This window comes from Nesterenkonia lacusekhoensis, from assembly GCF_017876395.1.
GTDB classification, from domain to species: domain Bacteria; phylum Actinomycetota; class Actinomycetes; order Actinomycetales; family Micrococcaceae; genus Nesterenkonia; species Nesterenkonia lacusekhoensis.
The window spans coordinates 1894231-1918118 of record NZ_JAGINX010000001.1; the positions used below are offsets into that span (position 1 = coordinate 1894231).

Below are 23888 nucleotides of genomic sequence, written 5' to 3' on the forward strand. Positions count from 1 at the left end.
GGGCCCGCTCAGCCGCGACCTTGGAGCACCACGTGGGTCAGGAACTCGTTGATATGCCCGATCTCCTGGGGCACCACACCGTGGCCGGCCCCGGCGTAGAGCACCTTGGTGAGCCTCACCGTCTGATTGGCCCACTGGTGGGTGTAGTCGATGTTCTCCCCGGGGATGATCGGGTCCTCCTGATCGCGGCCCCAGAAGAACGGAACCTTCTGGGCGGCCAGGCCGTCGTCGTCGAAATATCCCTCCAACGCCTCACCGCGGGCCGGATCCACCGCGAAGCCGGAGAGCCCGACGACGGCGGCGAACTCCTCAGGCCGGGTGCGCAGCAGCGAAGTGGCCATGGCCATCCCCATGGAGAAGCCCAGCAGGGTCACCGAGGAGTGGCTGCCCTTGACCGTCTCCAGCCAGGACCAGAGGTCCTCCACGGCCTCCTTGGCGGCGGCGGAGGAGTAGGCCAGGCGCTCCACGTCCAGCTCAAACCAGGTGTGGGCGCCGGGTCCGAAGCCCTCCAGCGCCTGGGGTGCGCGCACTGAGGCGTAGGTGAACTCCTCCGGCAGACCGGGCACCAGGCCCATGAGGTCCTGCTCATTGGAGCCATAGCCGTGCAGCAGCACCACCAGCGGGGTGCCCTCACGGTCTTCGGGTTCGCGGGACCAGACGACGAAGGGTTCGTTACTCATGCGTACCAGTTTGGCAGAATGGTGGCTGTGAACGGTTCATCAGGTCAGTACACGCGTGGTCATCAGTCAGAGCAGGTCGGCAGCGACGCCGATCCGGCACCCAACGCCCAGGAGGGCCGCTTCACCTCGGCGGAGGAGGTGGCCGAGGCCGAGCTGGATGTGATCAGCGAGCAGGGCCCGGTGCAGCCCTCCCATCCGTGGACCCGCTATGTCGCTCTGGGCGACTCCTTCACCGAGGGCATCGGGGATCCGGATGAGACCCGACCGGGCTATCACCGCGGCTGGGCCGACCGCGTGGCCGAGGCCCTGGCCGAGGGCACTCAGAACTTCGCCTACGCCAACCTGGCCATCCGTGGCCGGCTGATCGGGCAGATCCGTGACGAGCAGATCGCCCCGGCCCTGGAGCTGCGGCCCGACCTGATCACCCTCTGCGCCGGCGGCAATGACGTGATCCGCCCCGGCGGAGACCCGGATGAGACCGCACGCACGCTGGACACCATGGTCCAGCTGCTGAGCACCACCGGAGCCACGATCATGCTCTTCAACGGTCCGGATGTGCGTGAGACTCCGGTGGTGGGCTCCATCCGCGGCAAAGTGGCCATCTTCAACGAGAACGTCCGCACTGTGGCGGCCCGGCATGATGCCGTCGTCGCCGATATGTGGTCGCTGCGGGAGCTGACCCGCCCGGAGATGTGGGACGAGGACCGGCTGCACTTCTCTCCGCTGGGTCACCACACCATCGCCCGCATGGCGCTGGAAACGCTGAATGTGGGCCATAACCTGGAGCCGCTGGAGCCCCGCCCGGTGCCGGAGCGCAGCTGGCGGGAGGCCCGCGTGGACGACGTCGTCTGGGCCCGTCACCATCTGTTCCCCTGGGTGGCGCGCCGCCTGCGGGGCCGTTCTTCGGGAGACGGAATCACCCCGAAGCGGCCGAACATCGAGCCGCTCTTCGGAGGCTCCATGCCTCCCGGCGGCGGCAGCATCGAGGAGAGCTGATCAGCTCCAGCCGGTGAGCCGGGCCCTCGGATCAGGTGAGATCATGGGGCCATGAATCCTGCTTCTGAACCGCTGCTGGTCTTCGGCTCCATCAACCAGGACATCGTGCTCTCCGTGGCACAGTTCCCAGAGCCGGGACAGACGCTCATGGCCTCAGGCACTCAGACCGCCATCGGCGGCAAAGGGGCCAATCAGGCCATCGCAGCCGCGCTGGCCGGCGCTCAGACCCGGATGGTCGGCGCGGTCGGCCACGACGGCGGCGGTGCTGAAGCCCTGGAGGCGCTCGAGGCGGCCGGCGTCGGGACCGACCTGGTCCAGCGACCGAGCGAGGTCCCCACCGGCACGGCCTACATCTGCGTGCGCGGCGACGGGGAGAACACGATCGTGGTGGACCCCGGCGCGAACCACGCGGTCCGCGCCCAGGCGGCCGACCGAGCTCTGACAGCCCGGGACAGCGTTCCCGACGCCGGCTGGGTGCTGCTGAGCCTGGAGGCCCCGGAGCAGGAAGCCTTTGCCTTCGCCGCCGCGGCCCGGGCACGGGGCATGCGCGTGGCGCTCAACGCCTCTCCCCTGCTGCAGGACGGGCTGCCTGACGGTGCGGTGGACCTGTTGATCGTCAACGAGGTGGAGGCCGCCGCCGTCGCCGGTTCCGGCTGGGCGCAGTCGCCGAACCTCGCAGACCAGCTGAGCATGGAGGCCGTCGTGGTCACCCAGGGCGGGGCCGGTGTGCGGTTGGATGTGCGCGGTGCTCAGTCCGTCCACATCCCGGCGATCCCAGTGACCGTGCGGGACACCACCGGCTGTGGGGATGCCTTCGCCGGTGTGCTGATGAGCCGTCTCTGCCGCGGAGAGCCGCTGCCCGAGGCCGCCGCGGCGGCCGCCCGCTGGGCCGGTCATGTCGCCGAGTTCGACGGTGCCTCTGCCTCCTACCGGCAGGCCTTCGCTCAGGCCGCGGGCCGAGGGCCCGAGAGCTGAGGAGGCGAGACCTCAGGGGGCGAGAGCTGAGGGGGCGGGGGCGGGCTCAGCCGTGCCTCAGTCTTCGGCCAACCAGGCGTCCACGGCGGCCAGCAGCTCGTCCCGACGCCCTTGGTCCACGAAACTCGAGACGAAGGAGTTGTTGGCCAGCTGGGCCAACGCCTCGGCGTCCAGGCTGAACTGCTCGGCGATGGCCCGGAAGTTGTCGTCCACATAACCACCGAAGTAAGCCGGGTCATCGGAGTGGATGCTCACCAGCAGCCCAGCGTCCAGCAGCGCGGGCAGCGGGTGCTCGGCGATGCTGGGCACACCCTTCAGCCGCACGTTGGAGAGCGGGCAGACAGTCAGCGGCACCTGCTCCTCGGCCAGGCGGCTCACCAGCTCCGGGTCTTCCAGACTGCGCACACCGTGGTCGATCCGCTCGGCGCCGAGCACGTCCAGGGCCTGCCATACGTACTCGGCCGGGCCCTCCTCTCCCGCGTGGGAAACGCGGCGCAGGCCATGCCGGGCGGCCAGCTCGAAGGCCTCCTGGAAGAGCTGCGGCGGGTAGTCCCGCTCGGCGGAATCCAGTCCGACGCCGATGATCGGCGCCTCCATCTCCAGCAGATCCTTCAGCACGGTCACGGCCTCGGCCGGATCACGGTCGCGCAGGAAGCAGACGATCAGCGAGCTGCTGACCCCGAAGCGCTCCCGGCTCTCGGCCAGCACGGAGGAGATGCCCTCCACCACGGTCTTCAGCTCCACGCCGCGGACCAGGTGGGCTTGCGGGTCGAAGAAGAGCTCCACGTGGCAGACCCCGCCGGCAGCCGCCCGCTCCAGGTAGGCCGCGGTCATATCGGCGAAATCCTGCTCGGTCTGCAGCACCTGCATGGTGGCGTAGTAGAGGTCCAGGAAGGACTGCAGGTCGTCGAACTCGTAGCGGGACCGCAGGTCCTCGATGTCTCGGTAGGGCAGCTGCGTGCCGTTGCGCTCCGCCAGCGCGTAGACGAGCTCAGGCTCCAGCGTTCCCTCGATGTGGATGTGCAGCTCGGCGGCGGGCGGGTCGAATCTCACTCGAGGACTCCTTCAGGAGATGGCACGTGGGTCAGGAAAGTGCCCTGCAACGGCAGCGGATCCGTGGTGTCCAGGCTGGAGAACAGCTGAGTTCCGCGCACCACCGACCCCACCACGGTCCCCTGCAGCTCCAGGCCGTCATAGGCGGACACCGGGTTCTTATGGGCCAGCCCGCGCGCGGAGACCACATGGGTCTCCTTGGGGTCATAGAAGGCGAAGTCGGCATCCTTCCCGACGCCGATGCTCCCCTTGGACTCCAGGTTCACCTGCTGCGCGGTGTTCTGGGCCATCCAGGCGGAGACCTGCTCCAGGCCGATGCCGCGCTCCCTGGCGTGGTGGGCCACGGCGTTGAATCCGACTTGGAGCCCAGAGATCCCGCCCCAGGCCTGCTGCAGGTCAGGGGCGCCCCGGTACTTCTCCTTGGAGGTGGCCGGTGAGTGGTCGGAGACGATGCAGTCGATCAGCCCGTCCTGCAGGCCCTGCCACAGCGCGTCGCGGTTGCCGGCGTCACGGATGGGCGGGCAGCACTTGAACTCGGCGGCGCCGTCGGGGATCTTCTCCGCCTCGAAGCACAGGTAGTGCGGGCAGGTCTCCACCGTCAGCGGCAGGCCCTCATCGCGGGCGTCCTTGATGATGTCCAGCGCCTGGGACGAGGCCAGGTGGAGGATGTGGGTGCGGCAGCCGGTCTCCCTGACGGTCTCGATCAGCGCGGTGATCGCCTTGACCTCCGCATCATGGGGGCGGGTCCCGGCCCAGGCGGCGTAGCTGGGGATGGAGGGGGCCGCGGCGGCTCCGCTGGCGGCGTCGATGGTGGCCGCGTCCTCTGCGTGGACGATGACCAGCCCGTCGAAGGAGACCACCTCGGTCATGGCCTCGCGCAGCTGGGGAATGCTGACCGGCGGGAACTCGTCCACTCCGGAAGGCAGCAGGAAGCATTTGAAGCCGAAGACACCGGCCTCCCAGAGTGGCCGCAGCTCGGCGGTGTTGCCCGGGACGATCCCGCCCCAGAAGCCGGTGTCCACGTAGGTCTGTCCCTGGGCGGCGGCCTTCTTCTCGGCCAGGGCGTCAGTGCTGACCGTGGGCGGAATGCTGTTCAACGGCATATCCACCAGCGTGGTGACTCCACCCAGTGCGGCCGCGGCGGTGGCGGTGGCGAAGCCTTCCCAGCTGGTGCGGCCGGGCTCGTTGATGTGCACGTGGGTGTCCACATTGCCCGGCAGCACTCTGATGCCGTCGCGCAGCCGGAGCGTCTCGACGCCGGCCGACGGCTCAGCGGCAGAGACGCTCGCCTCACGGCTGCGGCTGGCACCCGGCTCAAGCTCATGGACGGCGGAGATCCGCCCGTCTTCGATCTCCACGTGGGCGGGGACGAACCGCCCCTCCACGAGTACCTCTTCCGCGATGAGATGACGGATCATCGATGACTGCCTTTCTGCCCGCTCGCTGCCGAACTCCACCCTATGTCTCCTCCGGGGCACAAGCCGGCAGCAGCGCGTTGAGTGCCACCGCGGAGAGCATGGCAGGCACGATCCCGGTGGTCAGCAGCAGGGCGATGTCCGGATGGAACGAGGCCGTGGCCTCCTCCGGGGCGAAGGAGAACCCGATGCCCAGCCCCAGAGAGACCGCCAGGGTCAGCAGGGAGCGACGGTTGACGAGCTCGGCGGCCATCACCTGTATCCCGGCGGAGGCGACCATAGAGAACATCACCAGCACCGAGCCGCCGAGCACTGCGTAAGGAACCGTGTTGAACAGGGCAGCGATCTTGGGGATGAAACCCGCCAGGACCAGGATGCCTCCGGCCAGGGCCACCACAAACCGGCTGACCACGCCGCTGAGTGCGATGACACCGGTGTTCTGACTGAAGGTGGTGTTGGGCATGGCGCCGAAGAGCGCACCCAGGGAGGTCCCGACGCCGTCTGCCACCACACCGCCGCTGAGCTCGCGGGCCTTGGGCGCCCGGCCCACACCGGTGCGAGCCACAGCGGTGAGGTCGCCGATGGACTCCATGGAGCTGGCCAGGGCCAGCACGGTGATGGCGATGATGGCGCCGCTGGTGAAGTCCAGGCCGAAGTGCATGGGCTGAGGCACGAAGAACCAGTCGGCCTCGGCCACGGCCTCAAAGCTGACCATGCCGAAGGCCGCGGCCACCACATAGCCGGAGATCAGGCCGATCAGCACGGCGGCCACAGAGATCAGGCCCCGGCCGTACTGGTTGCAGATCACGGTCACGGCCACCACCAGCGCGGCGATGCCGTAGTAGTGCAGGGAGCCGAAGTCGCCGGCATCCTGAGCCGGTGCCCCGCCGCCGGCGTACTCCACAGCAGTGGGCATCAGCTTGATGCCGATGATCAGGATGATGATCCCGCAGACCAGCGGCGGGAAGAGCGGGGAGATCCAGCGCAACGTGGTGCCGAAGAAGATCTGGGCGAAGCCGGCGATGAAGGCACCGCCGAAGACTGCGGCGATGCCGAACTCCTCGGCGATCGGGATGGCCACGGCCAGGAAGGCGAAGCTGGTGCCCTGCATGACCGGCAGGCGGGAGCCCACCGGGCCCACGCCGATGGTCTGCAGCACAGTGGTCACACCGGATACGATCATGGCCAGCTGGACCATGAGGGTGACCTCTCCGGCGGCCATTCCGATGGCGGTGGCCACGATCAGCGGTGGTGCGGCATTGCCAACAAACATCGCCAGCAGGTGCTGGACCGCCAGCGGCACCGCCTTGCGCAGCGGCGGCATCTGATTGACCGGATCCTGCTCCTGGGGAGCGGTCTGGCGCGTGGCTGTGTCCGGCCGTGGGCTGGTCTCAGTGCTCATAGCCTCACGCTATGGGCGCTGTGTTAGGTCCGTGTTACCCACCCATTGCCTGCATGAGAAACCTGTGTTCCCCCTGGTGAGGGGTGGGCGAAACGCCTGTCTCGATCAGCAGAAGCCGCCGATCCACTCCCAGGCCTTGGGCTTGGGCTCGGCTCCGGCGCGGATCACGCGTAACCTTCCAGAGAACGTTGAGAAATGTGTAGATACGGTCTGGGGCGAGGATCGAACGAAACCCATGCATGTGTGAGTCAAGGAGGCAGCCCTGCCTGGCACGCAATACTCCCTGGAACCCGTGGCCCTGAACGGCCTGATGGATACGGTGGGCACACGCGCATCAGAGGCTCACGACCACGGCTCAGAACTCGCGTCCAACGGAGCTGAATTGAGCGGTCTTCTCGGAACAGCCACGGACGTATCCAGCGCTTTTCAAGACCTGTGGTCCGAACGAGCAGAAACAGCGGTGAAGGCTGCCGCCTATGTCGAAAATTGCTCACAGATTGTCCGTCAAGCCGCCGCGGCCATTGTCGAAGGCGATCAGGATATGACCCAGCACGGCGAGGCCTCCGACGCACGCGTTTCTGGCACCACCATGGCTTGGGGTGAACAGGCATGACCGCAGTACAGCGACCCGACGAGATCGATGCCGAGTGGAACACTTTGGATTCAGTCGCTCAAAGCATGAAGTCCGAAGCATCATCGGCACGCGACGTGCTGGATACCGCTGGGAGAAGTTGGCGCGGCACACATCACCTGTATCAGGAGCCCACCTCACAAAGCGCAGTTTGGACGGCGCTGGATGACATCCCACAGATCACCCAGGACAACTTCACTGTCGTGGAGTCGTTGGCCCTGATCATTCAGCGATTCGGCGAAGACGGCGCACGGCTCTCCGATCGCGCCAAAGCCCTGAACGCTGAGGCCGACCAGTTGGAGCAGCAAGCCCTGCAGATCAACAACGAGTCAGGCGAAGATCCCGAGGGCGACTCTGGAAAGTCCGATGCTATAAACCAGCGAATCACCGAGCACAATTGGGCTGTTGCAGAGTTGAACCGAGATTGGGCGGCACTCCGCGAGGAGAGCGCTGACCGCCTAGTGGCATTGAAAGGACACGGCGGCCGGGAAGAGGAAGTTCCCACAGCTGAGGCGTCCGGGGACAGAAGTGTATCCACCGCTATCGCATCCAGCCCGTCCAACATGACGGACCTAGCGACCATGGTCTCGGCACTGTCAGAGCCGTCGAACGTGGAAGAGGCCGAAGAGCTGTACGACGCAACAATGTCTGAGGACGCCACGGCTGAGGATATAAACAACTTCTACGACCACATGGCAGAAATGTCGCCCGAAGAGATCGAGTCCTTCACCGACGCCCGAGAAGAGGTCAACGAGCAGTCACTCCCCGGGCCGAGCACCGATGAAGAGTACGCCGACTGGCCTGGTGGGTATGAAGGCGCCGAATGGTGGGACCAAGATGAGGCGTGGCAGAACGCCATGCTCGCCCATATGCCTCTCATGGTAGGAAATACTCAGGGCGTCCCATATACGACCCGAGACCAAGCCAATCAGCACGCCCTGACAAAACTGCAGTCATCCGGAAACATGGGTTGGCCGCAGGAAAGGCGACTCAATGAGATCGAGGAGTCCCTTGAGCCTGGTCAGTCAGGCGACAGGTACCTGCTTAGCCTTGATTTGGGACAGCCCGAGGTCCCGGACAATCCACACGGCCAAGGCCCACGCCCGCTGCCGAAGGCAGCAGTGTCAGTCGGGAACCCGGACACAGCTCATACCACCAGCTTCAACGTCCCCGGCATGTCGAGCGGCACACACAACATGTCCGGCGAAGTCGCAATGGCGCAAGGTTTCTACAACGACCTCGCAGACGATGACCAAGAGCACGCACAGGTTGCGTGGGTCGGCTATGACGCTCCCACTATGCGCGACGCGATCACACCCGAAGACGACGTATGGGAAGACGACAAGGCTGAAGCCGGTGGCTACGCTCTGGCCCACGAGCTGGACGGCTATAACGAGACCATGGCGGAACAGGGACGCGACACCACCGTGTCACTCAACACGCATTCCTACGGCAGTAATACCGGCGCCCACGCACTGACCACGGTGGAGCACAACGTGGACATGTGGATGATCTACGGTTCTTCTGGCATTCCCCCGCACGTTGCCGAGACCGCTGAAGACGTAAGCGTCAATTCCGACGCCGATGGCAACCCGGCCGTCTACGCGACTGAAGCACCCGATGACAACACAGCAGGACTCGGTCGGTCGAACCACCGAATCGATCCCACCGACCAGGAATTCGGAGCGCAGGTATTCGCTTCTGACGGAGTGAGCGGAAACATCGAGGGCGAGCCCACTGACGGCCACAGCAGGTTCTTCTCCGACTGGGGTGCTCGTGAGTTCTTTTTGGGCGAGCGTTTCGGTTACTGGGAACCTGATTCCCAGTCTTACAACACTTCTCTCGTCATTCTGGAGGGACGTGCTGACGAAGTCGACTTCCTCTAGACCCACGATGAAAGGCTGGACCATGTATAGAATTGCGAAACTGGTCCTAACGGTGAGCCTCGGCGCGATTTGCCTCGTAGCGTGTGGCGACGGCGAATCTTCAGGTGACGTAGAAACGGAGAATCTGGTGACCCAAGTGGAGCCCGATGGCGGAGATACCCAAGCTGATCAGATCCAGGAATTGGAGACTGTGGTCAGCACATTGCGCGAGCACTTCGGCGAGGGAGTCATCACCTCCGAGGACGGTGAGGACTTCGACATCGACCGGTTCGAACAAGAGGTTCGGCCCCAGGAGTGCGGCCCTGCGAATCACTACAACTACGAGATCCGCTTCGAGATACCGGACCACGATGAAGATTCTCTGGAACAGTACTATTCCCAGGCGGAAGCATCCGCTGCTGACCTCGGACTCTCAGAGAATCAGAACAACAGCAGCGGCATCAACGATCGAGGCACCATCTACTTCGGTGCAGGCTCTGCCGAGGACCGCATCTTCCTCGTCCGCTCAGGAGTAGGCGCAGAGAACGTCACTATCGTCTACCAGACCAAGTGCTCGAACGACTCCAGCATCCAGGACGTCCGCGAAGAGTTCAGCGAACGCTGGCGCGAAGAGCGACGCTCCGAAGAGCCTCCCACTGTAGAGGACATCGAGCAGGAGCACGGAGAGGGCAGCGCAGGCTGACCCAGCCCGCGATCAGCAGAAGCCGCCGATCCACTCCCAGGCCTTGGGCTTGGGCTCGGCTCCGGCGCGGGTCACCGAGGCGTTCATGAAGCCGTAGGGCAGCACGCCGGCCTCGAAGACCTCATTGTCGTTCTCCACGCCGAACCGCTCCAGGTCCACCAGGTAGTGGTGGTTGTTCGGCATGACGAACCGGATGTCCTCGATCTCCTCGAATTCCTCCAGGACGGCCTCGCCGGCGGCGTAGAGGGTCTGCTGCAGAGACAGCGAGTGCACCTGGGCGAACTGCTCCATGATGATCTGTTTGGTGCGCGCGTAGACGGCGTCGTAGTCCACGCCCTCGGCACCCGGGCGGAAGAGCCAGCGGGAAGTGATGTCGGTGGCCATGATGCGGTCAGTGGTCTCCGGCAACGTGGTGTAGCGGTCCTTGGGGTAGCCGTGGAACTCACTGCCGGTGGACTTCAGCACGGTCAGGTCCTTGAAGCCGCCCAGCACATACTCGACGCCGTCCTCCACAGTCAGCGCCGCGGTGCGGATGTCGTCCTTGTTCCGCACGAAGGAGTGGTTGTGGCCGGTGGGGGCGCCGTCGGGACCAGGCACCTGGATGCGCTCCCAGTTGAAGGCCTCGGTCTCCCAGCGTCCGCCGGTGACGTGGTCCATGGCCGTGAAGTGCCGACCCAGCTCCAGCAGGAACTCCTCCGGGGAGCTGATCCCCTTCTTCTTGGCGAAGGAGTGGATGGTGTTCTTCTGCGCGTCGGTGGTCAGCACTGTGGTGTTATCACCGGTCAGGAAGGTCTCGTCGAAGTTCCCGCGCAGCAGGGAGGTGACGTTGAGGTCCTGAAGGGTGTGGACCTCTGTGTCGCGGTACACGCGGACCACCCGCACTTCGGCCTTGCCGTACTGGTTGGGGCCCAGGACGATGTCAGGGTTCGGCATGGAGGTTCCTCTCTTTCAGGCCCGCCGGCTCAGCTGCCGCGGTAGGTGGAGTAGGCGAATGGGCTCAGCAGCAGCGGCACGTGATAGTGGCCGGCGTCGGCATCTGCGGCGAAGGCGATGGTCACCTCGGGGAAGAAGGTCTCCTCGCCGCGGGAGGCGAAGTACTCCCCCACTGCGAAGCGCAGCCGGTAGGTGCCTGAGTCCAAGCTTTCCGGTCCCAGATCGCCGACGCGGCCGTCGTCGTCGGTGGTGCCGGTGGCGATGACCGCCCCGTCGGCATCAGAGAGTTCGACGCCGACCCCCGCGGCAGGCAGGCCGGTGGCGTTGTTGAGCACGTGCGTGGTGATGAAGCTCATCGGTGATGCTCCTCGTCTGTATCCGATGGTGAGCGGTCAGGTCAGAGTTCCAGCTCGTCGAGGTCGTCGTAGGCGGCCGCGATGGCGGAGATCCGCCTGCGGCCGGTGGAGATGCGTTCGTTGAGCACACTGTTGGACAGGACTCCCACCAGCGACATGGCTGTGGCGTAGGAGTCGAAGGCTCCGGCGGAGTCGATGGGGCACTCGAGCCAGCAGTCGGCCTGGGCGGCGTAACGGCGCGAGGTGCCGTCGCCGATGCAGATGCTCTGGACCGGAGACTGCTCCAGACGGTCCATCAGCCGCTGGAAGACCGCCGGGCGGCGCCGGAAACCGATGGCGACGACCAGATCCTTCTCGCCCAGTCCCGCGATCTCCTCGCCGAGGGTCTGTCCCGGCTGCGGGGCCACCCGCACCTGGCTGCGAGCCTGGATGAGCTGCTGATGCAGATGCAGCGCCACGGGGTAGCTGTTGCGCAGCCCGACGATGACCACCCGCTCCGCGGCGGCGATCCGCTCCACGGCGTCGGTCAGCCGTCCGTCGGAGAGCAGCGCCACCAGGCGGGAGAGGTTCTCCTGCTCCTTGGCCTGGTGCCGATCCACTCCCGCGCTGTCCTCACTGTCGCCGGTGATCACCGGAGAAGCCGTGGGCAGACCACGATGGCGCAGCGCCCGAGCGTGGTCACGCACCTCTTTGAAGTCGTCGAACTCGAGCTTGCGGAACAGCCGGGAGACGGTGGCCTTGGAGACTCCGGTCTCCCGCGAGATGTCCGCGGCGGAGAAGATCGCCAGATCACCCAGATGTTCCAACAGGAAGTCCGCCACCCGGCGCTCCTGCGGAGGCAGGCTGCCGTATCTGGCATCGATGCGGGCGTCGATCCTGGTCTCGTGCGGTGTCTCCTCAGCCATGGTCAGAGGCTACCCGCTTCCGCCGACGCCGGCCTCTCCGACTGCTGAGACTCGGCCACCGACCAGACGGCATCCTCGAAGGCGTCCAGCGCATAGGCCACGTCCTCGAGGATCACATTCTCCGCCGGGTGGTGGCTGATGCCGTCCTCACAGCGGGTGAAGAGCATGGCGAAGTCGGTGACCGCCGCCATGGCCATCGCGTCATGACCAGCGCGGGAGTACAGGTGCATCGGATCGGTGTCCCCTGTGGTCCCGATGCCGGCCACCACAGCTTGGCGCAGCGAATCATCACACCAGACCGTGGGCGCATTGTGGATCTCTTCGATCTCCACCTGCAGCCCGCGACCTCCACAGAACTCCTCCACGGCGGCGCGGATGGACTCCCAGGCGCCGTCGCGCACGGCATCCTGCTCAGCGCGCAGGTCCAGGGAGAAGTCGGCACGGCCGGGCACCACGTTGACCGCTCCGGGGCGGGCCTCCAACTGACCGACGGTGGCGATGGCACCCTGCTCACGAGCGATGCGTTCGATGTCCAGCACCGCCTGGGAGGCGCCGATCAGGGCGTCCTTGCGGCGCTCATACGGAGTGCCGCCGGCGTGGCGAGCCTCGCCGATCACTGAGATCAGGAAGCGCCGAGTCCCGGCGATGCTGGTGACCACGCCCAGCGGGCGGCCGGCGGCCTCCAGGTAGGGACCCTGTTCGATATGAGCCTCGAGATAGCCCACCAGGTCCTCGGGTCTCCGGGCGGCCTCGGTGACGCGCTCCGGGTCCAGGCCGAAGCGGGTGAAGGCTTCGCGCAGGGTCACGCCGTCGGCGTCGGCCTGATCCCACCAGGCTTCCTGCCATTTGCCGGCCATGGCCCAGGAGCCCAGCAGCGTGGTGCCGAAGCGGGTGCCCTCCTCATCGGCGAAGGCGGCGACCTCCAGAGCGAAGGGCAGCCGCGCACCGGTCTGCTGGACCCGTTCCTTGACCCGGCGGGCGACCTCGATGGCCAGCAGCACGCCCAGGATGCCGTCGTAGCGGCCGGCGTCGGGCACGGTGTCCAGGTGCGAGGCGAGCATGAGGGCCGGGAGGCCGTCCTGGCTGCCTTCCAAGCGCCCGCACTGGTTGCCGGCTGCGTCCTGCCAGGTGGACAGGCCCACCTCGGTCATCCATGCGGCGGCCAGGGCGTTGTGCTCGGCGTGCTCCGGGGTGAGGTAGGCACGCAGGATGCCGGCGGAGTGGCCGGCGTCGTCGGTGAGGGCTGTGATCCCGGCCAGCTCATCACAGCGGTCCATGATGCGCTGGGCTGCGGCCATCGTGGCCTCGGAGGGCTGGTAGGTCATCGCGCAGTCACCTCGTTCTGGTAGATCTCCTGTGCCGCGCCGACACCGCCGCCTGCCGTGATCTGCGCGCCGGCGGAGCGCAGCACCTGTTCCAGGGCGGCCAGAGTCAGCAGCACCGCGTCCTTGCGCGCGTTGTAGCCCATGGTGCCGATGCGCCAGACCTTGCCGTGCAGCGGGCCGAAGCTGGTGCCGATCTCGATGCCATAGTCGGTGAGCATGGCGTTGCGGGCGGCGTCGCCGTCAACACCAGCGGGGATCTCCACGGCGACCACGTTGTTCATCTTGTGGGCGACGTCGCCGAAGACCTGCAGGCCCAGGCCCTGGACGCCGGCCAGCATGGCCTCGCCGTGGAGACGGTGGCGCTTGATGGCGCTGTCCATGCCTTCCTGCAGCAGCAGGCGCGCGCATTCGCGGACGCCGTAGAGCATCGTGGTGGCCTCGGTGTGGTGGTTCAGCCGCTGCGGCCCCCAGTAGTCGAGGATCATGGACAGGTCGAAGTAGTTCGAGGCGATGCGCGTGCCCTGACCGGCGGTGCCGTCGGCGATGCCCTCCTCCACGTGGCGGCGGGCGCGGACGGTCTCCACGGCCTTCTCGCTCAGTGTGATGGGACTGGAGCCCGAGGGACCGCCCAGGCATTTCTGCAGACCGGCGGTGGCGGCGTCGATCCCCCACGCGTCGGCGAGGAACTCGTTGCCGCCCAGGGAGGCGGTGGCGTCGGTGTAGAAGAGCACGCCGTGCTCGGCGCAGATCTCGCCGATGCCCTCCAGCGGCTGGTTCATGGTGGTGGAGGTGTCGCCCTGGACCAGGGCCAGCAGAGTGGGCTTCTCCTCGATGATGGCCTGCTCGATCTCCTCGGCGGTGAAGACCTGACCCCAGTCCTTCTCCCGGACGGCGACCTCTGCGCCCACGCGCACGGCGATCTCCTTGAGCAGGTAGCCGAAGCGGCCGAAGACCGGGATGAGGACCTTCTGACCGGGCTCCACCAGGGAGACCAACGCGGCCTCGATGCCGGCGCGGGAGGTGCCGTCGATGAGCAGGGTGGCCTCGTTCTGGGTCTTGAAGACTCCCCGGTAGAGCTCCATGACCTCGTTCATGTACCCGGTCATGGAGGGGTCATACTGCCCGACCAGCTGGGCGGACATGGCCCGGTGCACGCGCGGATCCGCGTTCACGGGGCCCGGGCCCATCAGCAGGCGCTGAGGGGGATTGATCTGTGCCGTGGCAGGAGAGGAGTCGTTCATGATCACCAGTCTACTGAAACGAATGTTTCAGGGATGAAACAGGCGGTTGAAACTCTGGAGACAGGGTGGGGGGTGGCGTGGGGCGAGGTCGCTTGGGGCGGGAGGGGCAGAGTTCACCTGACTTGACGACATCTCACCCCGGTTCTCCCGAGAGATTTGTCGCGAAGGCGGTAGAGAACTCGGTGGTCACACCAGGGCCCGACGCCGGCAGCGCGCCTCCCGCGCGCCTCCTCTAGACCACCTGGTGGGCTGTGCCGCGGCAGGCACGGGCGAGGGCGTTCAACGCATCCATCGCGGGACCCTGCGGGGCATAGGCCGGGACACTGACGTCGGTCCAGAGGTGGAACGTCTTCGGCGGACCGACGATCATCGACGCCGCATGCTCCCGGTAGAGGATCGGCCGCGAACGGTGCACGGAGAGCAGCAGGTATCCATCGGGGCCGATCAGATCAGCCGCTTCCCCGTCCTCGGACAGCGCCCATTGGAACGGCAAGGAGGACTTCATCTTGGCGATGGTCTTGTCCAGGCTGTTCGTAGTCCATGGATTGCGGCTCAACATGGCGTACTGCAGGCTCATAGCAGGTCGTCTCCTCCGAACGTGACGATCCCGGCTTGGTACGGGTGGGACCCCACGACGTCGATGCGCCCATCCCCATATGAAGGATCTTCAGCCCAGAACGTGAAATCCGGGGCCGCCCGCGGGCCGACCAGGAGCGCGAGCGCGCGGTCCGGGACATGAGGACGGACGCTGCGGAACAGGCCCGGGTCCACGTCGCGCAGGCTGAAGAACCCCTGCACGCAGGATGGGAAGGCTTGGGCCAGATCTCGCGCAGCAGCAGTGGCCAGGTCAGTCGCTGGGCGGACGTCCTGCGGATAGGGGCCCAACGGAATGCTTCCTGAGGTGTGTTCGATCAGTCCCGCCTCATCCCGGCGTACCGTGATGGATCCCCAGGCACCGCGCCCATCTGTGAAGTAGACAGCGGGTACGGCGAAGGGCGGCTCCCCGCCCAGAGGCTCGGCGGAGGCATCCACATCGGTCACATTCCATGGCCTGGCGAGCGGTTCGGTCAGATCCCAAGCCTCTGGCGCCCCTCCCCCGAGGCGCGGGAGGAGGAACTCAGCGAGTGCACCCATCGGAACGTCCTCCTCCGGCCGCCGGAGCCGGTGGACGCTGAAGCGCAGAGCAGCCTGCTGAGGGTGCGCATCCGCGGCGAACCGAGGGTGGAGCGGGTTGTCCCCGACCTCGCGCAGCTCAGCTCGGGTTCCGGCCATGCGTCCCGTCAGCCCGTTGTAGAACACCTGCTGACCTACAGGTCCCTCGGCGATGTGCCAATAGGCTGCGGCACGGCCCGGCTTCCCGTAGCGATATCGCCGCTGAAGGCCAAAGCCACCGGTGAGCTCCACTGCAGTCGCTGTGACCGGAGAGAGCACATGCTGCGGGCTGCTGTGCAGCACAGCGGTCTTCTTATGCTTCTCCACCGTCTGGAAGAGTGCCCGAAGTGCCGCGGTGTAGCGGATGACAGAAGTAGGGCCGGCGACATGCACGGCGAAATCTCCGGCCCATTCATCGGCCACGGGCCAGTACCGTTCCTGCACCACCGCTCCTCCCTGGTCGCTGGGCCGGTGAGCTTTTCAGGACCATCTTGGCATAGGCTCTGACATGGCCAGGAACCTGCAGCGCGAAGGAGGCCCTCCATGATCCGAGACTCCACAGGGCGGTTTGCCGACATTCGGTTCAAGATCGCGGTGATGAGCGACATCATGGAAGGCCCGGTCGGCCTTCCGCCCGAAACGGTCAACGCGCTGGACCAGATTCGGGGCCGCTACGACGATGAGCTGCTGGCGGTGTTCCCCAGCCCTTCAGCATTCGAGCAGGAGATGCTGATGCGCGCTCCAGTCCCCTCGCCTTCCCCTTCCCCGGAGATCATGCGCTTCATCGCGGACCTCCCTCTATCCCAAGAAGCCCTGGACTCGGTGCAGCAGCTCACCTTCGAGGCCGGCGGCCGAGGCTACGACTGGGTGGATGCCGACGGCGGCGATTGGGGTGGGACCGATGACCGCTTCACCGTTCAAGACATCAGCGGCTTCGAACAGCTCCGGAACCTCACCACCGTGAACCTCGTGGGCGGCTACATCGTCCGTCTCGAGACGCTGCGCCCGATGGCCGAAGCCGGCATCGAGATCATCGTGGCCGCCGGAACGCCCGAGAGCGAAGGCATCGACCCGGAGACCTTCCCCAACCTCCGCATCGTGTGACCACCGCCCGACGCCGGCAGCGCGCCTCCAGTCAGCGCTCAGTCGGAGTCGTCCTCCTGATCCCAGCTGTAACCTTCGAACGACGGCATATCGAACTCATACTCCCCTACGCTGGACCGACCGTCGATATGGCGCAGGCAGTCTCCGGTGATCCGGATCTGAATCGCACGTCCGTCTGACTCCTCATGATGCACATGGTCGACATGCGCCTGACTGTCGAGCGTTCCGCCCCACTCCCGTGTGTACGTATAGCGGGAGACTCCGGTGAAGTCCCCTCTGCCGGACGTCGTGCCGACGTCTTCCAACTCCCAGCCATCATCACCTGTCCAGGCCTCCTCGATATCGGCCAGGACCTCTTCAGCAGCCGTTTCATCATCCACTTCGTCGACTGCTCCTGCTCGCAGCTTGATGACGTCTAGGTCAGATTGCCCAGATATCCCTGTCGGGCAGGACGTAGTGTGAGGGTCACCGCTGGCTCCGAAATCAGCCTGATCGCTCACCTCCACCATCGCAGGAAATGATTCCTCCAGATCAGACGCTCCTGCGTCGAAATCCTCGGCGCTGATCGATGGCCGCGAGAAGACTAAGTACACCAAGACCCAAGTTCCCACCAACGCCGCGAGGCACCAATACATCACCGGGACACGCGCCAGCGCGGAGTGAACGCGACTGTCCGAGCTGCTCATACGTCACCCTTTCTACCCGCTCCGGCCGCTTCACGGACAGACCGAGCCCTCAGAGCGCCACTCAGCTCTCAGCCAGAATTACCCGCCCAGCTATAGTCGATGAACGGAGGGAGACCCAGCGAGTAATCACCAGTACTTCGGGAGCTATCCGTGTGACGCACGCAGTCACCGCTGACCCGGATGTGCACAGCGTGAGCATCTACATCTTCAAAGTAATTGTGCTCCACGAAAGCCTGTGTGACATAGCCCTCATCCCACTCCCGACTATATTCAGTCGTCGACAACACTTCAGACCGTCCTGAGTCACGGAGATCTCGCTGCTCAATCATGGACCATCCATAATCGGTGGTCCACGAACTTTCGATTTCGCCAAGAAGCTCCTCAGCCATACCCTCATCCTCCAGCTCAGCAACCACCTCCGCGCGCAAGGAAGTTTCTTCAGGATCCCCATGCCCGGAAAGTCCTGTCGGACATTCATACTCATGTAGGTCCTCATAAGCCCTGAATTCAGCCGCCTCGTCAACTTGAAGCATCTCGGGAAACTCCGCTTCGAGCCCAGAAGCTACTTGAGCGAACTCATCTTCACCCATGCGCGACGACGATAGGTAAACAAGGAACCCAACAACAATCACAGACGCGCCGACGAAACCTAGCACCCATTTAGGAATCGAGGCGATTGCCCCCTTGGCGCGATGGGTCGCTCCAGTCATTCGCTACCACACCTCCCGTCGACACAAATTCATCTCGCCCCCCTCCTTATAGATTACCCCTAAAGCACCTACCCTCTAGCGTATTCACTGACATCAACGGGATCCACGATCTCTTCCGCGAGCATAATCTCGATAGCCTCAATCTTCGTACTGACTGGAGGCAAGTCTGATCCAATCACGTCATACTCCCTGACGTAATAGTCAGCTCCCTCTTCCGGCTGAACTGCTCTAATCTCTACATGCTCTTCAAAAATCTCATCATCTACATACGGCACTACTTCGCCTTCTCCAGCAGACGCTCTCTGGATAGCCTCTAAAGACTCAGAATCAGAGGTAAAGTAAGAGCCGTGGCCGCCACCCTTCTTATTGATATAGCCTCCGCTGTTCTCCAACAGCTCACCATTCTCATCAACTCCAGACTCAAGGCGAACGACATCGAGATCGCCCATGAGGTCATGGAACGTGACCCCTTCTGTAAGATGACTCATATAAGGCATGTCGATGAGCCCCTCATCTCTCCTAGGATCAACCACATCTGACCGTGTTTCTACCCAGTAGATCTCAACGTCTTCATTCGCCAGATCGTCCCGTGATTCAATATTCTGGCCAAAGCCAACGGGCCCCATGATCGTTATGGCATCTGCTTGAACACCATAGTTTTCACCAGTGTCGCTGTTCGTCAGCGCTTCTTCCTCAGCCGCTGTTCCAATAACAGACGCGGCAAAGCTGTGGGCATCGTAGCTCGTCCGCACGTTCTCTTGGTCAATCTCCATGTTGACGGCGTAATCAAAGGCGGCCAACGACTCTGCCCCTTCGTCCACCATATCCAGAAGTTCATCGTCGCTTGCTGTTACGTTGTCCAGAACACCCGGCGGAGTGTCCATGCCCTGCCAGTAGATCGCCGCAGTATCATCAGGCACTCCCTCTGAGCCAATCCCTGCAGCACTCTTTGTCCGACCCAACCCAGTACCCAAAGTAGTCAGGTCGCTCTCACTTCCAGGGACGTTAGTATGCAGATGCTCGGTTTCACCGTCAAGACTTCCATACAACCCGGCAAATTGACCCGCATCCTCGGTGTCCAAATAGATCACCTGGAAATCCTGCGTACGCATCTCTTCAGCTGCAGTCTCGAGAGCATTGAGTTCCTCCTGAACTGACTCCCGTTGCTGCCGCACCTCTCGCGCTTCTGACTGCTGCCTAGGATTGTTCAGCTCCCTATGCTCTTCGTTGAGCTCTTCCACCTCACGCTCGTGGTGAACGATCTGTCCCTGCAGGTGAACTGCGTTCGCCCTCCCCCGGTCCTCTAGTTTCACACCATTCATGTTGCCGAAGACCGCGGGGAACATCATGAGCAATGCCCACTGCTCCTCGTCTTCCAACGAATTCCACGTCTCAGCGATAGCGTCTATGGTCGCTGGATCGTTCTGATCCTGCTGCGACAGCCCATAGAGATCCTCGGCCCCCTCCGGAAGCTGGTCCTCACTGGTCAGCTCGTTCTCCGCCAGCTCCGCAGCCAGCTCTGGGTTCTGAGCAGCCCAATCAGCCCAGCTCATGTCATCATTGCCCTCGATCTCTTCGGCAATCTCCTGAACCTCTTCCAGCGACAGTTCCCCACTCGTCGCTGTCGCGACCACCGAACCCAGGTCGAACTCAGAGCTGAATGTGCCGACAGGCGTCGCTACACCGCCAGAGCCGGTGGCATAGACCTCTGGAATATCTTCGTTCACTCCGCTGGAGGACTGGAGGGCGATCAGATCACCCTCGATACGAGACTCCAAGCTCCGCCAGTCAGAGTTGAAAGTCAGAACCTCACTGTTGTGCTGGGCGATATCTTCGCGCAGGAGCTCCTCAGCAGCTGCCGTCTCCTCATCATCGACAGTGGGTGAAGAGAGATCGATCTCGGAAAAAGTCAGACGGACCTGCAGCGCCCTGGCTTGTGCCTTCAGCTCTTCACATCGCGCTTGAAGGGGACGTCCTTCCTCTACGAAGTCCTGCAGAGCCGAACCTGCCGATTCCATGGTCTCGGCCCAATCCTCAACTGTGGATGGGACATCGTCCATGGCCGACCACACCACGTCCTGAGTCGACGGCTGTTGATACGCAGTCTGCAGTCCCGTCCAGGTACCACCCACATCGGATGCCGAATCAGCAACTGCACGTGCCGAAGACTTCAGCCCTGATGCCGAAGAGTCCAAGTCATCCCAGGGGACATCCACCTCAGTGGGGAACAGAATATTGTTCGTCTGGGTACCTTCGTAGATCATCAAACCTCACACTGCCCTCAGCGCGAGGAACCGGGGCCGACCTCGCGCCCTTATGTTCACGTCGTGGCCCAACGTACATCACCACTGTGCGGAACAGAACAACCTGAGGTTTCGTGCGCGTTACCTACTCAGCTCTCCACGGACTCCTTCAGCCGCAGCAGGGCGATCTCGGCCAGCTGGCCGCGCCGGACCTCGTTCTCGGTCTCCGGGGAGTTCTCCAGCCGCTGGTGCAGCTGCTCCAGCATCTCCTCGGAGCTGCGGCCCTTGGCGCGGATCAGGAAGATGCGGTCGAACTTCTCCTCATAGGCCACATTGGCCTGCACCCACTCCTGACGGGCCTTCTCGTCCTCTGACAGGTTCCCCTGCTCGCTGCGTGAGGCCTGCGCCTCAGCACCGCTGCCCTGGACCTTCTCCCCGATCCGCGGGTGGTGCGCCAGCGCCGCATCCACCTCCTGATCGGCCCATCCGGCGGCCAGCTCCTCCGCCGTCTCCAGCAGCTCCTGCTGGGAGCCGAAGGGCCGTCGAGCCAGCAGCGCCGCCCGCCAGGAGGCGATGGGCGCGCAGGTGTGCAGCAGCTCTCCCGCGGTCTCCGCTTCGGCGCTGTTGAACTCCTCGAGCTTCATCGCTGACCAGCTCCCGCGACCTCGGCGCCCACCAGCTCGGCGGCATAGCGGATCAGTGCCTTATCGCTGCCGGAGGGGCCCACCAGGCTCAGGCCCACCGGCAGTCCCGGACGTCCCTCGGAGCCCTCCGTGCGCAGCGGCACGCTGACCACCGGCAGTCCGGCCAGGCCGGCCACGCAGGTCAGCATCAGGGTCCGCTGCCGCTGAGCCTCGATCAGCTCACCGCCGGCGGAAGCCTCCCGGATCAGCGGAGCCGCAGAGGACGCCGAGGGCAGCGCCAACACACCCTCGCCGACCCAGCCGCGCACCTTCTCACGCACCTGAGCGATCAGCTCGCGGGCCCGCACCTCGTCATCGGCACTGAAGCTCTCCGCGCGGCGGAAGCGGGCCGCCACATCGGGAGCCAGCTGCTCCCAGTGCTCGGCCACCCACTCGCCGTGGTTGGTCCAGGCCTCCCGGCCCTGCACTGTGCTGAAGGCGGTCACCCACTGCCCCAGCGTCTCCTCGTCCAGGGCCACGTCCAGCTGGGTGGCCTCGGCGGCGGCGCTGCGCACCGCCTGGGCCACCTCCGGATCGGCCAGGTCGGTCAGCTGCGGGATCGCCTTGAGCTCGCCCAGAGCGCGCGACGCCGGCCAGGCCACCGGCCCCTTGGGCACGATCAGCCGCGGACTGGTGCTGGCCATCCCGCCCATCGCCGAGGGCACAGAGGCCGCGGCGGCCGCCACCTCGGTCTCGGGGATCAGCACCTCGGCGGCATCGGCCAGAGCCTGCGGGGTCCGGGTCATCCATCCGACGGTGTCGAAGCTGTCGGCCAGCGGCAGCAGGCCCTCACGGCTCACCAGATCATGGGTGGTCCGGATGCCCCACAGGCCCTGATAGGCCGAGGGCACGCGGATGGACCCGCCGGTGTCCGTGCCGAGCCCGATGCTCGCATGCCCCAGAGCCACGGCCGAGGCCGAGCCGGAGCTGGACCCGCCGCTGATCCGCCGCGGCGCACGCGGGTTCGGCGGGGTTCCGTAGTGGGTGTTGGTGCCGGCCAGGCTGTAGGCGAACTCGTCGGTGGCCGCCAGACCGGTGATCTCAGCACCGGCCTCCAGCAGCGTCTCCACGGCGGGCGCCGTCGCCTCCTGCACCTGGGCCTCAGCCAGATAGGCCGGGGACCCGGCACCCACCCGCTGTCCGGCCACGGAGAAGAGATCCTTGACCGCCACCGTGTGACCGGCCAGCGCGCCTTGCTCCTTCGCCTCCGCCGCAGCGGGCACCAACGGTGCGCCCAGCACGCGCCAGACCCTGCGGTCGAAGACGGGCGGGGCCACCATCACATGGGCCACGGAGCACTGCCAGCCCTGGTGGCCGGCGTCGGGGTTGTCAGATCTGGTCCACACCTGGGTCTGCTGGCCGCGCCCTGTGGAGGCGCCGGAGGCATCCACCAGCTCGGTGATCGCCACGGTGGAGGCGTGATCGGAGCCCAGCGCACGCACATGCAGCTCCACGATCCGCCGCTTGGGCGCACCTCCGCGAGCGCCGCGGAATCCGGTGATCTCCTCGTGGGAGACCATCAGCCCGGAGGCGTCGCCGCGCAGCGTCTGCTCCCCCGGGGCGAAGAGGTGAGCCATCGTCTCCAGGTCATCAGCCATCAGCGCCTGCTCATAGGCCCAGAAGGCCGCTTCCACATCCGGTCGATCATCACCCTGAGCAGCAGGACGCCGGTACTGCGGGACTCCATCCTGGTCGATGGTCACCTGCTGGTCATCACCGTGCTGAACGTTCACCGGACCCCCTTGAAGTCCTCGAGCTTCACCCGCGCATGGACACCCTTGACGATATCCACCACCTGGGAGATGTTGAAGTCCGTGGCGGCGGAGAGGTACGCGTAGGCGTGCTCGGGGTCCAGACCCCAACGGGCCTGCAGCAGCGCGATCGCATTGCGCACACAGTTCTGCACTGCCAGGTCCAGGTCCTCGTCCATGCCGGTGGGGATCAGGTGCTCGGCCGTCTCGGCGATGGGGCCCACCTGGTCGCCGAAGCGTGTCAGCGCCTCCTCGCGCGCCACCACGTCGAAGCTCACATGTCCGCGCAGGCTGGCCTCCATGGCGGTCAGGGCGACCTCTCCGTCACCTTGGGCGAAGTGCGGATCACCGACGAAGGCCAGGGCACCAGGGACCTGCACAGGGATATAGAGGGAGGCGCCCTCGGTGAGCAGCGCGATGTCGATGTTTCCGCCGTGGCGTCCGGGAGGCACAGAGTGCGGGCGGTCCTCGCCGTCCACGGCCACACCCATCGTGCCGAAGAAGGGGGCCAGGTCGAAGCTGACCGTCCGCTCCGCGCCGGCGAAGGGTGCGATGGTGCCCTTGGCTCTCCCCTGCGATTCATCCACCGCTGCGAAGACGGAGACGCTCTCCTGGGCCCGCGGGAACTCCTCGGGAAGCGCTCCCTTGCCGTGCCGGTTGGAGATCACGCCGTAGGGCACGCGGCGCTCCAGCCTGTTCACCGTGATCTTCAGGAAGTCGCCGGGACGGGCATCCTCCACGTAGATCGGCCCGGTGTTCACATGCGGACCGTCCTGGGTCGGGCGGCGCGGATGATCGCTTGCCGCCAGCGCGACGGCGTCGCGGAGCACCTGCTCCTCCTGCACTCCGTGCCGGGCGAAGTAGGCGCGCGGATCCCGCCCCTGGTCCTCCAGAATCCCCTCATGGGACAGGGTGTCGATCACGACCTCCTCCCCCGGAGCGATGCGCAGCACCGGGTCATCGGCGGCGCAGGGCAGGCGGCCCCACAGGACGTTTTCATCAGTGGCGGGGAGGTAGGCGGCACCTTCGGGGACATGGTCGCCGGGCTGGAGGATTCTGGTCATAGGCCACAGTGTTAC

At 65.2% G+C, this 23888-nt stretch carries 23 protein-coding genes; 6 read left to right on the forward strand and 17 right to left on the reverse strand.

The window, feature by feature from the left end; translation table 11 throughout:
• Nucleotides 1-8 precede the first annotated feature (8 nt).
• Nucleotides 9-680 (reverse strand): alpha/beta hydrolase, encoded by a 672-nt coding sequence (locus JOF45_RS08905; protein WP_210049165.1) that lies wholly within the window; start codon nt 678-680, stop codon nt 9-11.
• A 153-nt stretch (nt 681-833) separates the two neighbouring features.
• On the opposite strand from JOF45_RS08905, the gene JOF45_RS08910 reads away from it, so the two are divergent.
• Both JOF45_RS08910 and JOF45_RS08915 read left to right on the forward strand, forming a co-directional pair.
• Nucleotides 834-1676 carry an SGNH/GDSL hydrolase family protein gene (locus JOF45_RS08910; RefSeq protein WP_245324668.1) on the forward strand — a complete coding sequence of 281 codons (843 nt, stop codon included), beginning with the start codon at nt 834-836 and terminating at the stop codon, nt 1674-1676.
• Nucleotides 1677-1727: 51 nt separating this feature from the next.
• Nucleotides 1728-2651 carry a PfkB family carbohydrate kinase gene (locus JOF45_RS08915; RefSeq protein WP_210049169.1) on the forward strand — a complete coding sequence of 308 codons (924 nt, stop codon included), beginning with the start codon at nt 1728-1730 and terminating at the stop codon, nt 2649-2651.
• A gap of 57 nt (nt 2652-2708) precedes the next feature.
• Here the strand turns inward: JOF45_RS08915 and JOF45_RS08920 are convergent, their stop codons facing one another.
• Genes JOF45_RS08920 through JOF45_RS08930 form a run of 3 tightly spaced genes read right to left on the reverse strand, consistent with a single transcriptional unit; the run spans nt 2709 to nt 6521 of the window.
• Nucleotides 2709-3704: an adenosine deaminase gene (locus tag JOF45_RS08920; protein WP_210049171.1), complete on the reverse strand. Its 996-nt coding sequence runs from the start codon at nt 3702-3704 to the stop codon at nt 2709-2711.
• Nucleotides 3701-5122 carry an allantoinase AllB gene (gene allB, locus JOF45_RS08925; protein ID WP_210051398.1) on the reverse strand — a complete coding sequence of 474 codons (1422 nt, stop codon included), beginning with the start codon at nt 5120-5122 and terminating at the stop codon, nt 3701-3703. Before allB ends, JOF45_RS08920 begins: the two co-directional genes overlap by 4 nt.
• Before the next feature lie 40 nt (nt 5123-5162).
• The gene (locus JOF45_RS08930) at nt 5163-6521 is read right to left on the reverse strand and encodes a uracil-xanthine permease family protein (RefSeq protein ID WP_210049173.1); all 1359 of its coding nucleotides are present in this window, start codon (nt 6519-6521) and stop codon (nt 5163-5165) included.
• Nucleotides 6522-6813: 292 nt separating this feature from the next.
• Here JOF45_RS08930 and JOF45_RS08935 point away from each other — a divergent pair, with 292 nt between their 5' ends.
• The 3 genes from JOF45_RS08935 to JOF45_RS08945 all read left to right on the forward strand — a co-directional run bounded on the left by JOF45_RS08935 (nt 6814) and on the right by JOF45_RS08945 (nt 9720).
• The gene (locus JOF45_RS08935) at nt 6814-7134 is read left to right on the forward strand and encodes a hypothetical protein (RefSeq protein ID WP_210049174.1); all 321 of its coding nucleotides are present in this window, start codon (nt 6814-6816) and stop codon (nt 7132-7134) included.
• Nucleotides 7131-9038: an alpha/beta hydrolase gene (locus JOF45_RS08940; protein WP_210049175.1), complete on the forward strand. Its 1908-nt coding sequence runs from the start codon at nt 7131-7133 to the stop codon at nt 9036-9038. Before JOF45_RS08935 ends, JOF45_RS08940 begins: the two co-directional genes overlap by 4 nt.
• 127 nt (nt 9039-9165) lie before the next feature.
• On the forward strand, nt 9166-9720 hold the full coding sequence (locus JOF45_RS08945; RefSeq protein ID WP_210049176.1) for a hypothetical protein: 555 nt from the start codon (nt 9166-9168) through the stop codon (nt 9718-9720).
• Nucleotides 9721-9732: 12 nt separating this feature from the next.
• Here the strand turns inward: JOF45_RS08945 and pucL are convergent, their stop codons facing one another.
• The 7 genes from pucL to JOF45_RS08980 all read right to left on the reverse strand — a co-directional run bounded on the left by pucL (nt 9733) and on the right by JOF45_RS08980 (nt 16076).
• Nucleotides 9733-10653 carry a factor-independent urate hydroxylase gene (pucL, locus tag JOF45_RS08950; protein WP_210049177.1) on the reverse strand — a complete coding sequence of 307 codons (921 nt, stop codon included), beginning with the start codon at nt 10651-10653 and terminating at the stop codon, nt 9733-9735.
• A 29-nt stretch (nt 10654-10682) separates the two neighbouring features.
• On the reverse strand, nt 10683-11009 hold the full coding sequence (gene uraH / locus JOF45_RS08955) for a hydroxyisourate hydrolase (RefSeq protein ID WP_210049178.1): 327 nt from the start codon (nt 11007-11009) through the stop codon (nt 10683-10685).
• 41 nt (nt 11010-11050) lie between these two features.
• Nucleotides 11051-11914 carry a MurR/RpiR family transcriptional regulator gene (locus tag JOF45_RS08960; RefSeq protein ID WP_210049179.1) on the reverse strand — a complete coding sequence of 288 codons (864 nt, stop codon included), beginning with the start codon at nt 11912-11914 and terminating at the stop codon, nt 11051-11053.
• Nucleotides 11915-11916: 2 nt separating this feature from the next.
• Entirely contained in the window at nt 11917-13239 is a 1323-nt protein-coding gene (locus tag JOF45_RS08965; RefSeq protein ID WP_245324188.1) for an allantoate amidohydrolase, read from the reverse strand.
• Nucleotides 13236-14480: a pyridoxal-phosphate-dependent aminotransferase family protein gene (locus tag JOF45_RS08970; protein WP_245324189.1), complete on the reverse strand. Its 1245-nt coding sequence runs from the start codon at nt 14478-14480 to the stop codon at nt 13236-13238. The genes JOF45_RS08965 and JOF45_RS08970 overlap by 4 nt, the downstream gene beginning before the upstream one ends.
• Nucleotides 14481-14712: 232 nt before the next feature.
• A complete protein-coding gene (locus JOF45_RS08975; RefSeq protein WP_188683446.1) occupies nt 14713-15057 on the reverse strand; it encodes a hypothetical protein in 345 nt (114 codons plus the stop codon).
• The gene (locus JOF45_RS08980) at nt 15054-16076 is read right to left on the reverse strand and encodes a DUF6177 family protein (protein ID WP_188683448.1); all 1023 of its coding nucleotides are present in this window, start codon (nt 16074-16076) and stop codon (nt 15054-15056) included. The genes JOF45_RS08975 and JOF45_RS08980 overlap by 4 nt, the downstream gene beginning before the upstream one ends.
• A 99-nt stretch (nt 16077-16175) precedes the next feature.
• Here JOF45_RS08980 and JOF45_RS08985 point away from each other — a divergent pair, with 99 nt between their 5' ends.
• Complete coding sequence (locus JOF45_RS08985) at nt 16176-16736, forward strand: DUF6892 domain-containing protein (RefSeq protein ID WP_188683450.1); 561 nt, start codon at nt 16176-16178, stop codon at nt 16734-16736.
• Nucleotides 16737-16774: 38 nt separating this feature from the next.
• Here JOF45_RS08985 and JOF45_RS08990 read toward each other — a convergent pair whose 3' ends face one another.
• The 6 genes from JOF45_RS08990 to JOF45_RS09015 form a co-directional block, all read right to left on the reverse strand.
• On the reverse strand, nt 16775-17422 hold the full coding sequence (locus JOF45_RS08990) for a hypothetical protein (protein WP_210049180.1): 648 nt from the start codon (nt 17420-17422) through the stop codon (nt 16775-16777).
• Nucleotides 17423-17490: 68 nt separating this feature from the next.
• Nucleotides 17491-18132 carry a hypothetical protein gene (locus JOF45_RS08995; protein ID WP_188686900.1) on the reverse strand — a complete coding sequence of 214 codons (642 nt, stop codon included), beginning with the start codon at nt 18130-18132 and terminating at the stop codon, nt 17491-17493.
• 68 nt (nt 18133-18200) lie between these two features.
• Nucleotides 18201-20396: an alpha/beta hydrolase gene (locus JOF45_RS09000; RefSeq protein WP_210049181.1), complete on the reverse strand. Its 2196-nt coding sequence runs from the start codon at nt 20394-20396 to the stop codon at nt 18201-18203.
• Nucleotides 20397-20524: 128 nt separating this feature from the next.
• Nucleotides 20525-21019: a 2-oxo-4-hydroxy-4-carboxy-5-ureidoimidazoline decarboxylase gene (gene uraD / locus JOF45_RS09005; protein WP_188686906.1), complete on the reverse strand. Its 495-nt coding sequence runs from the start codon at nt 21017-21019 to the stop codon at nt 20525-20527.
• Complete coding sequence (locus tag JOF45_RS09010; RefSeq protein WP_342591449.1) at nt 21016-22791, reverse strand: AtzH-like domain-containing protein; 1776 nt, start codon at nt 22789-22791, stop codon at nt 21016-21018. Before JOF45_RS09010 ends, uraD begins: the two co-directional genes overlap by 4 nt.
• Nucleotides 22788-23873, reverse strand: a complete 1086-nt coding sequence (locus JOF45_RS09015) for an acetamidase/formamidase family protein (protein WP_210049183.1) — start codon at nt 23871-23873, stop codon at nt 22788-22790. The genes JOF45_RS09010 and JOF45_RS09015 overlap by 4 nt, the downstream gene beginning before the upstream one ends.
• Nucleotides 23874-23888: the final 15 nt, after the last annotated feature.